The sequence below is a fragment of the Burkholderia sp. Bp9143 genome (assembly GCF_003853645.1).
Lineage (GTDB): Bacteria > Pseudomonadota > Gammaproteobacteria > Burkholderiales > Burkholderiaceae > Burkholderia.
In genome coordinates this window covers 1-13,214 of sequence record NZ_QTPO01000011.1, presented here as the reverse complement: position 1 = coordinate 13,214, position 13,214 = coordinate 1, and the positions used below count along the sequence as shown (strand labels likewise).

The 13,214-nt window shown below is 65.6% G+C and carries 12 protein-coding genes and 2 pseudogenes; 6 read left to right on the top strand and 8 right to left on the bottom strand.

Features of this window, described 5'->3' with window-relative positions:
- Positions 1-115: 115 nt before the first annotated feature.
- The 5 genes and pseudogenes from DIE23_RS10305 to DIE23_RS10280 form a co-directional block, all read right to left on the bottom strand.
- Positions 116-511: a hypothetical protein gene (locus DIE23_RS10305; RefSeq protein WP_260436025.1), complete on the bottom strand. Its 396-nt coding sequence runs from the start codon at positions 509-511 to the stop codon at positions 116-118.
- Positions 512-681: 170 nt separating this feature from the next.
- Positions 682-2,217 carry an FAD-dependent oxidoreductase gene (locus DIE23_RS10295; RefSeq protein WP_124612028.1) on the bottom strand — a complete coding sequence of 512 codons (1,536 nt, stop codon included), beginning with the start codon at positions 2,215-2,217 and terminating at the stop codon, positions 682-684.
- A 211-nt stretch (positions 2,218-2,428) separates the two neighbouring features.
- Positions 2,429-2,859 (bottom strand): annotated as a pseudogene (locus DIE23_RS10290) (hypothetical protein); the annotation flags it as partial.
- 40 nt (positions 2,860-2,899) lie between these two features.
- Positions 2,900-3,352 (bottom strand): phosphate-starvation-inducible protein PsiE, encoded by a 453-nt coding sequence (locus DIE23_RS10285; protein WP_124612027.1) that lies wholly within the window; start codon positions 3,350-3,352, stop codon positions 2,900-2,902.
- Positions 3,349-3,723: a LysR family transcriptional regulator gene (locus tag DIE23_RS10280; protein ID WP_260436024.1), complete on the bottom strand. Its 375-nt coding sequence runs from the start codon at positions 3,721-3,723 to the stop codon at positions 3,349-3,351. The genes DIE23_RS10285 and DIE23_RS10280 overlap by 4 nt, the downstream gene beginning before the upstream one ends.
- 418 nt (positions 3,724-4,141) lie before the next feature.
- On the opposite strand from DIE23_RS10280, the gene DIE23_RS10270 reads away from it, so the two are divergent.
- The 6 genes and pseudogenes from DIE23_RS10270 to DIE23_RS10245 all read left to right on the top strand — a co-directional run bounded on the left by DIE23_RS10270 (position 4,142) and on the right by DIE23_RS10245 (position 10,211).
- Positions 4,142-5,218, top strand: coding sequence for a Dyp-type peroxidase (locus DIE23_RS10270; protein ID WP_124612025.1), 1,077 nt, complete (start codon positions 4,142-4,144; stop codon positions 5,216-5,218).
- A complete protein-coding gene (locus tag DIE23_RS10265) occupies positions 5,211-6,026 on the top strand; it encodes a family 1 encapsulin nanocompartment shell protein (RefSeq protein ID WP_124612024.1) in 816 nt (271 codons plus the stop codon). Before DIE23_RS10270 ends, DIE23_RS10265 begins: the two co-directional genes overlap by 8 nt.
- 100 nt (positions 6,027-6,126) lie before the next feature.
- A complete protein-coding gene (locus tag DIE23_RS10260; protein ID WP_124612023.1) occupies positions 6,127-6,396 on the top strand; it encodes a hypothetical protein in 270 nt (89 codons plus the stop codon).
- 372 nt (positions 6,397-6,768) lie between these two features.
- A pseudogene (locus DIE23_RS40085) lies at positions 6,769-7,120 on the top strand (Clp protease ClpC); the annotation flags it as partial.
- 132 nt (positions 7,121-7,252) lie between these two features.
- Positions 7,253-9,532, top strand: a complete 2,280-nt coding sequence (locus DIE23_RS10250) for an FdhF/YdeP family oxidoreductase (RefSeq protein ID WP_124612022.1) — start codon at positions 7,253-7,255, stop codon at positions 9,530-9,532.
- Positions 9,533-9,917: 385 nt separating this feature from the next.
- Positions 9,918-10,211, top strand: a complete 294-nt coding sequence (locus DIE23_RS10245) for a hypothetical protein (RefSeq protein WP_124612021.1) — start codon at positions 9,918-9,920, stop codon at positions 10,209-10,211.
- 381 nt (positions 10,212-10,592) lie between these two features.
- Here DIE23_RS10245 and DIE23_RS10240 read toward each other — a convergent pair whose 3' ends face one another.
- The 3 genes from DIE23_RS10240 to DIE23_RS10230 form a co-directional block, all read right to left on the bottom strand.
- The gene (locus DIE23_RS10240; protein ID WP_124612020.1) at positions 10,593-11,150 is read right to left on the bottom strand and encodes a hypothetical protein; all 558 of its coding nucleotides are present in this window, start codon (positions 11,148-11,150) and stop codon (positions 10,593-10,595) included.
- Between the two features lie 144 nt (positions 11,151-11,294).
- A complete protein-coding gene (locus tag DIE23_RS10235) occupies positions 11,295-12,077 on the bottom strand; it encodes a class II aldolase/adducin family protein (protein ID WP_124612019.1) in 783 nt (260 codons plus the stop codon).
- A gap of 114 nt (positions 12,078-12,191) precedes the next feature.
- Positions 12,192-13,136: an electron transfer flavoprotein subunit alpha/FixB family protein gene (locus DIE23_RS10230; protein ID WP_124612018.1), complete on the bottom strand. Its 945-nt coding sequence runs from the start codon at positions 13,134-13,136 to the stop codon at positions 12,192-12,194.
- Positions 13,137-13,214: the final 78 nt, after the last annotated feature.

The following is a 13,214-nucleotide window of genomic DNA, read 5'->3' as shown; positions in this document are numbered from 1 at the left end:
ATCTCCCGCGATCGGTATGACCGTATGTATTTTTCGCGGAAGGCGTGGCATTCCACGTCATTTCTTCACCTTGTCTCGCCCGAATCGGCCAAAACTGCGCGCCACGGCGCGGTCGTCAGTCGGCGACTGCGTCGTCGCCGTCTCGCGCATGCGAGATCGCTTCGACGCGTTTCCGTTCATCGTCGATCAACAACGTGGTGTCGGTGACTTCGCCGCCGAGCGGTGCGAGCGCGACGCTCAGCGAATGGACATCGCGCTGCGTCCCGGCAACGTCGAGCGACACGGTGCCGGGCCGAGCCTTGCGCGCGATGCGCTCGATCAGCGCATCGTCCACCGGCCGCTCGCGCGATGTGTCGAGTGCCGTTTCGATGCGTGCGATCGCGACCTTCAGGTTCGCGACGATCATCTTCATCGCGATCGCCGCGAGAATCATCTCCATCAGCTGCTGTGTGACGGCCGTCACGCGTGGCGACACGATGCAATCGATCGTCACGCCGACCGCAGCCGTCAACCTTGCTGCGCGCGGTGTCGGCCGCGTCTTCGGTCAGCGACAGGAACACCTTGATGGAGAAACTGAAGTCGAGGTTCCTGGACGGGCCCCGTCGGTGCAACGCGTATCGAATGCCGGTTTCGGTGCGCGCGTCGCACGATGCCGCGGCACGTCACCGAACCATCCCGCCATCACACGTGCGGCGCGCCTTGCTTCTCGAGCGCTGCTTCCGCCCGCAGGCAGTCGAGATCGCGGCCGATCGTCGCGACCGCGAGCCGTGCATTGCCGCGCCAGAACGCCACCGAACCGTCATGCGCGCGCAAATCGCCGTCGATCTCGACGCGGTCCCATTGCTCCGCATGTCCGACATAGCGGACCGTCTGGTCGTAGTGCTGGCTCCAGAAGAACGGCACCGCGTCGAACGGCCGCTGCTGGCCGAGCATGTTGCGCGCCGCGGCGATGCCCTGCCGCTCCGCGACGACCCAGTGCTCGACGCGAATGCGATCGCCCGTCAACGGATCGGGCCAGCGCGCGATATCGCCGGCCGCGTAGATGTCCGGTGCGCTCGTCTGCAGGAAACGGTCGACCGTCACGCCGCGATCGACGGCCAGCCCCGCGTCCTGCGCGAGCGCGACGTTCGGGTGCACGCCGATGCCGACCACCACCACGTCGGCCGGCAGCGCGTCGCCGTTCGACAGCGTCACGCGGTCCGGCGCGATCTGCGTGGGCGTCGCGCCGAGATGGAACACCACGCCGTGCGATTCGTGCAGTGCACGGATCGTGTCGCCGAGCGCGTCGCCGAGCACCTGCGCCATCGGATGTGCATCGGGCGCGACCACCTGCACGTCGAGCCCGCGCGTGCGCAGCGCGGCGGCCGCTTCGAGGCCGATGAAGCTCGCACCGACCACGACGCAGCGCTGCGCGGTCTTCAGCTTGCCGATCAGCGCATCGCAATCGGCACGCGAGCGCAGCACGCACACGTGCGGCAGATCGGCGCCCGGGATGGTCAGCCGGTTCGGCTCGGCGCCGGTGGCGAGCAGCAGCGCGCCGTAGCCGAAGCGGCTGCCATCCGCGAGTTCGACCGCGTGCTGCGAGGGGTCGATCCGCGCGACGCGTGTGCCGCAACGCACGTCGATGCGCTGGTCGGTATAGAACGACGCACCGCGCAGCGGCAGCCAGTCGGCCTCAGCCGTGCCGGCCAGATAATCCTTCGACAGGTTCGGCCGGTCGTACGGCGGCTCGCTGTCCGCGCTCAGCAGCGTGATCGCGTGCGGATAGCCTTCCTGTCGCAGCGTCACGGCCGCCGCGATCGCGGCCGCGCCGCCGCCGACGATCACGACCGATTCGGGCAGCCCGGCCGCGTTCAACACGGGCGGCGACGCGGCAGGCCGCGCATCGAGCACGACCGCTCGGCCGTCGCGACGCTCGACGCGCCAGCACGTGAGGCCGTCGAGGGCCGGCGCGCGCAGCAGTTCGCCGGTGCGCAAGCAGAACGCCGCGTGGTGCCACGGGCAGCGGATCGTATCGCCGACCAGTAGCCCTTCGGCCAGCGGTGCGCCGTAGTGCGGGCATTGCCCGCCCACGGCGAACAGTTCGTCGGCATGGCGCACCAGCAGCACCGTTGCGTCGCCGACCTGACCCTCGATCATCGCGCCGTCGGCGAGGTCGTCGAGTGCAATTCCCTGCGAGAGATCGGGACGTGAAGACGCGGCGTCGCTTCCGGACATGGCGTGGCTCCCGGAGTGAGAGGTAACAATCTTATTATCGGCGTCCTGCCTGAAAAGAACAGGTACGGACTGCCCCGCAGCGCACGCAAACACGGACCGTGGCCTGTACGCGCTCCACGACCGGCGTAGCACGTCATCGACGTTGCGGCGCAACACGCCGGATGCGCATACGCGGGTGTCCTGCAACCGAAGCAATCCACATGCCGCGCCGTCAGTCCATGCAGGCCGTCGCGAGCTCGCCGACCGTGACGATCGCCCGCTCGATCTCCGGCGACCACGGGCTGCTGTAGTTCAGCCGGATGAAATTGCGGTAGGTGTCCGTGATCGAGAACATGTAGCCCGGCCCGATCGTGATCCCCTGCTCCGGCGCGAGCTGGTACAAACGCATCGCATCGTCGAGAACGATGCGCAATGCAGCACGATCCCGTTGCGGTCGCAGGACTTCAGCGCGCTGGGATGCGATTCGCCGAAATACAGTTCGTTGTACACGCCGCTCTCGATCACGGGCATATCAGACTTCGTTGCGAATTCAACCAGTTCGCGCTTGCGCTCGTCGGACATCTGGAAACCGAGCGGATTCTGGAAGTTCGGCATCACCATGCATGCGGCGATCGGCTGCGACTTCGCGATCGCCGCCAGCGCCCCATGCCGATCCGTGCTTCACGATGCGCGGCGTCGCACGTTACCGCCGCGCATGCGCATCCTCCTCGACATCGTCGACTTCCGCCGGAAAGCGATGCTGACCGAAGCTGAGGATCAGCACCCCCACCGCGAGCAGCACGATCCCGAACGTGGTCATCAGCATCCGCTCGGGGCTGTCGGTGGCGCCGCGCAGGATCAGGTCGCGCGCGAGCGACGTCATCGCGATGAACAGCGGAAAGCGCACCGGCAGCCGGCCGAGCCGCAGGTAACGCACGTCCATCGCGAGCACCTCGAGATAGAGAAACATCAGCAGCAGGTCGGTCAGCGACACCTCGCCCGCGAGCACGACCTTCCACGCTTCCTGCGTCATCGCGAACGCGGTCGCGAGACCGATCACGATCAGCCCGGCCAGCTCGGCTGCATGGAGGAAGTGTCCGAAGCGGCGGCGGATGCGTTCGGCGGCCGTATCGGCGGAAGCAGTGGACGTATTCAAGGCGATGACCGGTGCAGTGACGTGTGTGCCGCGCTCGACGTTCCGTCGACACGGCGGAGGGTTTCGGGCGGCGGGAAGCCCGCGACGGATGCATCGGGAACGGTTGCGCACGCACCGGCCGCGGTGCTGGCCTGCGCGATCGCGGCAAGCGTCCGCCGGCAGCACTGGTGGAACGCGACGCCGGCATGGGTACACGCCACGTCGTCGCCCGCGCGCTCCAGCAACAGCCGGCGGCCGAGATACCGCTCGAGGCAGTCGAGCCGCTCGCCGACTTGCGCGTCGCCGAGCTTCAGTTCGGACGCCGCGCCCGACACCCCGCCATGCTCGACAACCGCGACATAAATACGCATCGCTTCCAGCAGGTTCATCATGATGGTCCTCGTCGGCGGGCGGAGCGAACCTAATCTACTGCACGCGCCACACTCGCTCAAGAGCACAGCGCCGCGGGTTTCAGGAGTACAGCTGCACATCCGCGACGCACAATCGACCCCCGATCAATCCATTCGAATGACAGATTGCCGATACGTGTTCCAAAGACCCGCCGAAGCTGCTAGATTGCAGGCTCGACGACGTTACGCGGTGCGGAAGGGTCACGCGCAGGGCGAACGCGCGGCCACCCTGTCTGCCTCCCCGTTGGCGCGCCCGGGCGGCAGGCCGCCGCCGCCGCGGCCCGTTGCGCGATGCCCGCGCAACGTCCTTCATCCGCATGTCACAAAGAGAACCGTCGCATGACACAGTCCAACCGTTCGTCTTCGCGCGCCGCGGCAATCGCGGCCCGTCCGTCCCGACATGACTGACCGGCAGGCCGCGATGCAAACCCGTCCCCCGCTTTCCCAGGCCGTTCACAGCCCGATCACGCGCAGCGCGATCTTCCTCGTCGCAACCGTCAACCCGGGCGCCGACCGCGCCGACACGATCCGCGCGTGGTGCGGCGACATCGCCGCGCTCGTGCGCTCGGTCGGCAAGCGCGTGCCGGGCGGCAACCTGTCCTGCGTATGCGGCTTCGGCGCCGACGCATGGGATGCGCTGTTCGGCGATCGGCGCCCCGCGTCGCTGCATCCGTTCCGCGAATTCGGCGCCGGCCAGCGCGTGGCGGTCGCGACGCCGGGCGACATCCTGCTGCACATCCGCGCCGACGCGATGGACCTGTGCTTCGAGCTCGCAACGCAACTGCTCGGCGCGCTCGGCGACGCGGTCACGGTCGTCGACGAGGTGCACGGCTTCCGCAACTTCGACCAGCGCGCGATGATCGGCTTCGTCGACGGCACCGAGAACCCGGAAGGCCGCGAGGCGGTCGACTTCACGGTGATCGGCGACGAAGATTCGGAATTCGCCGGCGGCAGCTACGTGATCGTGCAGAAATATCTGCATGACATGGCCGGCTGGAACGCGCTCGCGGTCGAGACGCAGGAGCGCATCATCGGGCGCACCAAGCTGTCCGACATCGAGCTGGCGCCGGACGTGAAGCCGTCGTGCTCGCACAGCGCGCTGACCACGCTCGACGAAAACGGCCAGGAAGTGAAGATCCTGCGCGACAACATGCCGTTCGGGCGCCCCGGCTCCGGCGAATTCGGCACCTATTTCATCGGCTACGCGCGCTCGCCGGCGCCGATCGAGCAGATGCTCGAGAACATGTTCGTCGGCCGCCCGCCCGGCAACTACGACCGGCTGCTCGACTACAGCCGCGCGGTCACCGGCTCGCTGTTCTTCGTGCCGTCGGCCGACCTGCTCGAAGCGCTCGCCGATCGCGCCGTGCCGGCCGCCGACGCCCCCGCCGCCGCGCAGCCGGCACCCACATCGCCCGAGTCGCGTCGTGACGGCTCGCTGAACATCGGATCGTTGAAAGGAGCCAAGGCCCATGAATAACCTGCACCGCGAACTCGCGCCGATTGCCTCGTCCGCCTGGGAGCAGATCGAGGAAGAAGTGGCACGCACCTTCAAGCGCTCGGTGGCCGGGCGCCGCGTGGTCGACGTCGAGGGCCCGGCCGGCCCCGAGCTGTCGGCCGTCGGCACCGGGCATCTGCGCGAGGTCGCCGCGCCGCGCGAGCTGGTGGGTGCAAGGCTGCGCGAAGTCCGCACGATCGTCGAGCTGACGGTGCCGTTCGAGCTGAGCCGCGATGCGATCGACAGCGTCGAGCGCGGCGCACGCGACGCCGACTGGCAGCCGGCGAAGGACGCCGCGCAACGGCTCGCGTTCGCCGAAGACGGCGCGATCTTCGACGGCTATCAAGCCGCCGACATCGTCGGCATCCGTGAAGGCACGTCGAACCGCAAGCTCACGCTGCCGACCGACGTCAGCGCGTACCCGGACGCGATCAGCGATGCGCTCGAAGCGCTGCGGCTCGCCGGCGTCGACGGCCCGTACTCGGTCGTGCTCGGCTCGGACGCCTACACGGCGCTCAGCGAAGCGCGCGACCAGGGCTATCCGGTGCTGGGCCACATCAAGCGCATCGTCAGCGGCGAGATCATCTGGGCGCCGGCGATCAGCGGCGGCTGCGTGCTGTCCACCCGCGGTGGCGACTATGAACTGCACCTCGGCGAAGACGTGTCGATCGGCTACACGAGCCATACCGACAAGGTCGTTCGCCTGTACCTGCGCGAAACGTTCACGTTCCTGATGCTGACGAGCGAGGCATCGGTGGCCGTGGCGCCGCAGGCCAACGCGGCGACCTGACGTCCCGCCCGCGCGCGAGGCCTGCCGGGTGTCGCGCGCACCGGTCGCATGGCCGGCCGCACGTTCGTCGCCGACCGAACCCTCCTGCATGGAGCGTGACATGAGCGAATCGAATGACGCATTACAGGCGCTGCAAGCGTCGGTCGACAGCCTGAAGCAGGCCGTCGACGCGAACGCGAGCCGCCAGGCCGGCGACACCGCCGTATTGTTCACCGTGGTGTCGCTGATGCTGGCCGAACTGCCGCCCGATACCCGCAACCTGATCGAGGATTCGTTCTCCGTCTGGGCCAATGGTCTGCCGAATGCGCCGCTATCAGCCGACGTGAAGCAGATCGCACGGCATCGGCTCGCGATGAAACTCTCCGACTGACACCGGTTCGCCACGGTTGCGCCATATCCGGCCGGCACCGTGCAACCCGCCTTCTTCGTCTTCGGCCCTGCGCCACGCACCGGTTACGGTGCGCGCGGGGCCCGGCGAAACCCGCCCGAACACGCCACCGCACCGCGTCATCGCACCCATGCGCTTGCGCAGCCGCGTTTCACTTCGCGCACGCCGTCCCGTTTGCTCTCCACCGGCGCCCTGCGCGCCGATGTCGCACCGCGCTTCGCGCGCGTCGCGCGCCGCCACGTTTCCGTCTCTCGCATGCCGCACCCGCATGCGCGCTCGTCTGTACTCCTTGCGTCTCATGCTCGCACGCATGTGAGGGTGCAATTCCCGGCCGGGCCGATGCGGAACTGTGTCTTGGAGGCCATTGTTCGATTCGCTATTTTGAACGGAGTCGAAGTGACGCCGCGGGCCGAGCGAAACACCGGTGTTGCCGGCGTCGAACGCGGCCGGTATTCCGGCTATCAACCGGAATTCGGCGCGCGCGAACTGAAGCGGCAGGTGTGCCAGATCATCGAGACGAAGCTCGCGAAGGACATCCTTGCGGACGAGCTGACCTTCGGCGATCACATCGAGGTCGATTACGACAAGGCGAGCGGCGAAGGCATCGAAAGATGAAAAGGATGACGAAGCGAAGGCCGAGACGCCCCCGCCGGTCGCGAAGGCATCCGGAAAGAAGTCGTCCAGTGCGAAGAAGGACGCACCCTGAATCACCGATACCAGGCGGGCCCGAACGCACGGGCTCGCATGACCGGCGCCGTCCGCCCGACGGCGCCGCCCCACGCCGCGACGCGGCGCAACCCGAGCCGCCCGCAGCGGGACAAGGCTCATGGAGACTCAAATGACAAATCGACGCGAAGTGCCAGGCATCAGGAAGTACGATGGGCCCGCCGGCGGTTGGGGCGCGCTTCGCGCGACAGCCGAGGCCGTGCGCACGCAGATGGAAACCATCGAGGCGCCGATCGTGCTGATGCGGACCAACCAGCCCGACGGCTTCGACTGTCCCGGCTGCGCGTGGCCCGACAAGGAACACAAGTCGACGTTCCAGTTCTGTGAGAACGGCGCGAAGGCCGTCACGTGGGAAGCGACGACCAAGCGCGTGACGCCCGAGTTCTTCGCGGCGAACACGGTATCGTCGCTGCTGCGGATGTCCGACTACGCGTTGGAGAACATGGGCCGGCTCACGCATCCGCTCGTCTACGATCGCGCGACCGACACGTTCCGCGCGGTCGAATGGGACGACGCGTTCGCGCACATCGGCGAGGTGCTGCGCGCGCTGCCGCCCGAGCAGGTCGAGTTCTATACGTCGGGCCGCGCGTCGAACGAAGCCGCGTACCTGTATCAACTGTTCGCGCGCGAGCTCGGCACCAACAACTTCCCCGACTGCTCGAACATGTGCCACGAGCCGACCAGCGTCGGCCTGCCGCAATCGATCGGGATCGGCAAGGGCACGGTGTCGCTGGAGGATTTCGACCACTGCGAGCTGATCATCTCGATCGGCCACAACCCGGGCACGAACCACCCGCGGATGATGGGCACGCTGCACGAGTGCTCGCGCCGCAACGTGCCGATCATCGTGTTCAATCCGCTGCGCGAGCGCGCGCTCGAACGCTTTGCCGATCCGCAGGACATGATCGAGATGGCGTCGTTCGGCTCGACGCGTATCGCGTCGACGTACTACCAGGTCGACGCGGGCGGCGACGCGGCCGCGCTGAAGGGCATCATGAAGGCACTGCTGCAGCTCGAGGCCGAGCGCGGCGACGTGCTCGACCGCGACTTCATCGCGCAGCACACCAACGGCTTCGACGCGTTCTCCACCGACCTGCAGGCCACGTCGTGGGACGACATCGAGCGCGCGAGCGGCCTGAGCCAGGCGCAGCTCGAGCAGGTCGCGCTCGCCTATGCGAAGTCGAACGCGACGATCGTCACGTACGGGATGGGCGTCACGCAGCACAACAAGGGCACCGCGACCGTGCGCCTGATCGCCGACCTGCTGCTGATGCGCGGCAACTTCGGCAAGCCCGGCGCGGGCGTGTGCCCGCTGCGCGGCCACTCGAACGTGCAGGGCAACCGCACGGTCGGCATCACCGAGAAGCCGTCGGCCGAGTTCCTGCAGAAGATCGAGGACGTATGCGGCTTCAAGCCGCCCGCGCATCACGGGCACGACGCCGTGCAGGCGATGCAGGCGATGGTCGACGGCCAGGCCAGGGCGCTGCTGTGCCTCGGCGGCAACTTCGCGGTCGCGCTGCCCGATCCCGAACTGTCGTTCCCCGCGATGGCGAAGCTCGACCTCAGCGTGCATCTCGGCACGAAGCTGAACCGCTCGCATCTGCTGGTGGCGAAGGAAACCTATATCCTGCCCGTGCTCGGCCGCACCGAGCTCGACATGCAGGCGAGCGGCCGGCAGTCGATCACCGTCGAGGATTCGATGTCGATGGTCCACGCGTCGGCCGGCAAGCTCAAGCCGGCGTCCGACCAGTTGCGCTCGGAGCCCGCGATCGTCGCGGGGATCGCCCATGCGACGCTGCCGGCCAGCAAGGTCGCGTGGCTCGACCTGATCGCCGACTACGACCGCATTCGCGACCTGATCGACAAGACGGTGCCCGGCTTCGAGGCGTTCAACGAGCGGATCCGCACGCCGGGCGGCTTCCGCCTGCCGCTGCCGCCGACCGAGCGCGTGTGGCCCACGCCGACCGGCAAGGCGATGTTCTCGGTCTACAAGGGCGTGAAGGAAGACGCTGACGTGCTCGGCGCCGAGCAGGTGCTGCGGCTGATCACGCTGCGCAGCCACGACCAGTACAACACGACGATCTACGGGCTCGACGACCGCTATCGCGGCGTGTTCGGGCGTCGCGACGTGCTGTTCATGAACGCGGCCGATCTCGCGAAGTACGGGCTCGAACACGGCGACCTCGTCGACATCGAGACGATCACCGCGTCTGGCCGCACACTGCGCCTCGAGAAGATCACCGCGATCGAGTACGACATCGCGCCAGGATCGGTCGGCGCGTATTACCCGGAGGCGAACGTGCTCGTGCCGCTCGACTACATCGACAAGGAAAGCGGCACGCCGTCGTACAAGTCGGTGCCGGTGCGGGTCGCGCGCTCGGCGGTCGTCTGATCCGCGGGCAGGCTGGTTCGCGACGCATGGCACGCTGCGCCATGCCGCGAACCTGAACCTGCCCGTTCCCCTCTCCCGGCCGCGGCATCGCATCCAATGCCGCGGCCGCGTCGGGTAACGGTATGACGACTGCTTGATTCGCCACGCGCCTTTCGACGGTCACCTCCGGTGAATCGCACGAGCGCTCAACGACGCCTCCATCGCTGTACCTCGGAGCGCATGCGTATCCAGCCTGCGGCGACGGAGACATTGTGCGTTCCGACACCGGATCGGCACTGGCGTCGAAGAGACGCGGCGGCATGGTTGAACTAGCGAGCGAAGCGTCTGCCGCTCCATATGGGAACAAATCATGCTCGTCTTCAGGTATTTAATGGAGGAGAGCACGATGAAACCCATGACAATGGCAATACGTCGAATTCTGCCGACACTCGTGGCAGGCGGCACACTCGTCGCGGCCAGCGCGGCCTTCGCGCAAGTCTACGTTGCACCGCAGCCCGCGTACGAAGAGCGTCCGGCCCCGGCGGCGGATGTGTCGATCACGATTGGCATGCACGGCGACCGCTACTGGGACGGCCATCGCTACTGGGAGCACGACGCGTGGATGCATCGTCATCCGCGTGAACGTGATCCGTGGCGCGAGCACGAACACGAGCGCGACCGCGAGCATCGTGACTATTGACGCCCCGCCGCCTGAGACGGCTCCTGCTCAAAATTTACGTAATTTCGCACTGCGTGATTTCTTCTGACCATTTCAATCCTGGAGAATGGCCCCGGTTGCTTCGGTTGAACAATACCGCTGCTTGAACGGGTCGGGCGTCGAGAATCTCGATGCCCGTCCGACCGGGGATGACGATTGGCGATTCCCGCCATGCATACCGCGAGCCGATCGCTCAGAGCTGGCTGTTGGTGTTTATGCCGGCGCTAACCGCTACGCCCTCGTCACGCTTCGACAGTTAAATGCAGACTTTCCGAACCGCCTGACCGCAGCAATTCGTCAGGTGGTGCCCCCCCGTATCACCAGAGCGCGGCTACCGCTCGGTTAGTGCGAACGTACCGCCGGTCAGTGACGAGCGACAATGTTGTCAGGTGCGCAAACGGGGCCAGCAACAATTTCAAAGACACATCCCGCGCCCCCGAGTTGCAGCAACGCATTCAGCCGCCGGCATCGCCTCAATACCGCATCGAAGCTATAGCACTCCTGGAACAAACTCATTTGCAGCATACGCGGCTTGATCGCAAGGCGAGACGCGAGCGCGCTGATCGTCCATGGATACTCCGGCAACAGAAACATATTCTGCGCAAGAACAAATCCCAAGCCACCTTTACCGTTTTCATAGGCTGCCGCAAGCGCGCACCAATCGGGTTCGCTGTTTCCGCCTTGCGCAGGAAGGTCGAGTTGCAGTTGCCCAGCGACCGCGCCCGTCTGATCAGGGCTCATCGCGACATCAAACAATTCCTCGCGTCGAACATGGGCGAAACCGTCTCGGCGAACCAGTTCGCTGCCGTACCTTTTCGACAACTTGACAACGCCACGCTCTGAGTACCATCGTGCTGTAAACGGGAATCGAAGATCCGTCAGCGTGACTTCGCGCAGCGCAAAAAATTGATATGCCAACACACCTAATCATGCTGTCAAATGATTGAGATTGTCCGGCACCGATCCGGCGCGGGGCTGCCGGGTCAGATTCGGTGCGACGTGTCTGCAGAAGCAGCGACGCATCGCACCATCCTGCTTGAATGATCCCGGCGAAACGTATCGGGCTCAGACGCGATAGCCGCCGCCGTCGCGATCGAGAAGACGCAGCAACGCAGTCCACTCCCGATCGAGATGCACCGTATCCAGGTACGCGTAATCGTCGTGTTGCTTGGCCGCGTGCTCGCATACTTCCGGCGAAGGAATCGTCACCTTCTGTCCCGCCGACAACGTTGCCACCTGGATCTCGCACGCCTTGTTCAAGTAGTACATGCGCGTGAATGCCTCTGCGACCGAGCGTCCCGTCGTCAGCAGCCCGTGATTGCGCAGGATCAGGTAGTCCTTTTCCCCGATCGATTTGACAATGCGCTGACGTTCGTCGAGATCGAGCGAGATTCCCTCGTAGTCGTGGTAGGCGACACGATTGTAGAACTGCATGCTGATCTGGTTGAGCGGCAACAACCCGCACTCCATCGCCGCGACTGCCATCCCGTACGTGGTATGAAGATGGACGACGCACTCCACATCGTGCCGCGCCTGATGAAGTGCGCTATGGATGGTGAAACCTGCCGCATTGACTTCGAACCGGTCGTCGCCAATCGGTTTCCCGTTCACGTCGATCTTGACGAGCGACGATGCCGTAATCTCGTCGAAGAACCAGCCGTGCGGATTGATCAGGAACTGGTCATTCGTACCCGGTACGCGCGCCGAAATATGCGTATAGATCAAGTCCGTCAACTCGAACTTTGCCGCCAGACGATATGCAGCAGCGAGTTGCACGCGCGTATCCCATTCCGCCTGAGAAATATTGCGCGGTTTGCGATTGATGTGCGGATCGGTAGTGGAAATCATGAGGAATACTCTCCATTAAATGCGGCTATCGCCGCTGACGATTTGATGCGGCTGACTAGGTTTGAATCCGGAATCTGACATCGTCCGGATTCGCGGAAAAATGCAAAAATCGTTCTACAGGATCTCGATCAACGCAGGCACCGCGTCGAACAGGTCGCTCACCAAACCGTAGTCGGCCACACTGAAGATCGGCGCTTCCGGATCCTTGTTGATCGCGACGATCACCTTCGAATCCTTCATGCCGGCCAGGTGCTGGATCGCACCCGAGATGCCCACCGCGATGTACAGCTGCGGCGCGACGATCTTGCCGGTCTGGCCGACCTGGTAGTCGTTCGGCACGTAGCCAGCATCGACTGCCGCGCGCGAGGCACCGAGTGCTGCCGACAGCTTGTCGGCCAGCGGCTCCAGCACCTTCGTATAGTTCTCGCCGCTGCCCAGACCGCGGCCGCCTGACACGATGATGCTTGCGGACGTCAGTTCCGGACGATCCAGCTTCGTCACCTCACGGCTCACGAACTGCGACTTGCCGGCGTCCGCTGCCGCTTCGATCTTCTCGACCGCCGCGCTGCCGCCTTCGGCTGCAACCGGGTCGAAACCGGTCGCACGCACCGTGATCACCTTGATCGGATCGCTCGACTGCACCGTCGCGATCGCGTTGCCCGCGTAGATCGGGCGCTCGAACGTGTCGGGCGAATCGACCGCCGTGATGTCCGAGATCTGCGCGACGTCCAGCTTCGCGGCAATACGCGGCGCGATGTTCTTGCCGTAGGCCGTAGCCGGCGCGAGGATGTGCGAGTAATCCTTCGCGATGTTCAGCGCGGTCGCTTCGACGTTTTCCGCCAGGCCCGCTTCGAGCTGCGGCGCGTCGGCCAGCAGCACCTTCGACACACCTGCGATCTTTGCCGCTGCGTCGGCTGCCGCTTGCGCATTGTGGCCCGCGACCAGCACATGAATGTCACCGCCGACGAATTTGCCAACCTCGGCTGCCGCTGCCACCGTATTCAGCGTCGCGGCCTTGATCGACGCGTTGTCGTGTTCTGCAATCACCAGAATCGTCATCTCTTTCCGCTCCCTCTTACAGCACCTTGGCTTCGGTCTTCAGCTTCTCGACCAGCGTCTTCACGTCCGGCACCTTCA

What these genes read in the sequence shown, in the direction of transcription:
- DIE23_RS10280 (WP_260436024.1), bottom strand. Translation starts at nt 3,723, where the DNA reads ATGATGAACCTGCTGGAAGCGATGCGTATTTATGTCGCGGTTGTCGAG.
- DIE23_RS10265 (WP_124612024.1), top strand. Translation starts at nt 5,211, where the DNA reads ATGAATAACCTGCACCGCGAACTCGCGCCGATTGCCTCGTCCGCCTGG.
- DIE23_RS10295 (WP_124612028.1), bottom strand. Translation starts at nt 2,217, where the DNA reads ATGTCCGGAAGCGACGCCGCGTCTTCACGTCCCGATCTCTCGCAGGGA.
- DIE23_RS10250 (WP_124612022.1), top strand. Translation starts at nt 7,253, where the DNA reads ATGACAAATCGACGCGAAGTGCCAGGCATCAGGAAGTACGATGGGCCC.
- DIE23_RS10270 (WP_124612025.1), top strand. Translation starts at nt 4,142, where the DNA reads ATGACTGACCGGCAGGCCGCGATGCAAACCCGTCCCCCGCTTTCCCAG.
- DIE23_RS10260 (WP_124612023.1), top strand. Translation starts at nt 6,127, where the DNA reads ATGAGCGAATCGAATGACGCATTACAGGCGCTGCAAGCGTCGGTCGAC.
- DIE23_RS10245 (WP_124612021.1), top strand. Translation starts at nt 9,918, where the DNA reads ATGAAACCCATGACAATGGCAATACGTCGAATTCTGCCGACACTCGTG.
- DIE23_RS10230 (WP_124612018.1), bottom strand. Translation starts at nt 13,136, where the DNA reads ATGACGATTCTGGTGATTGCAGAACACGACAACGCGTCGATCAAGGCC.
- DIE23_RS10235 (WP_124612019.1), bottom strand. Translation starts at nt 12,077, where the DNA reads ATGATTTCCACTACCGATCCGCACATCAATCGCAAACCGCGCAATATT.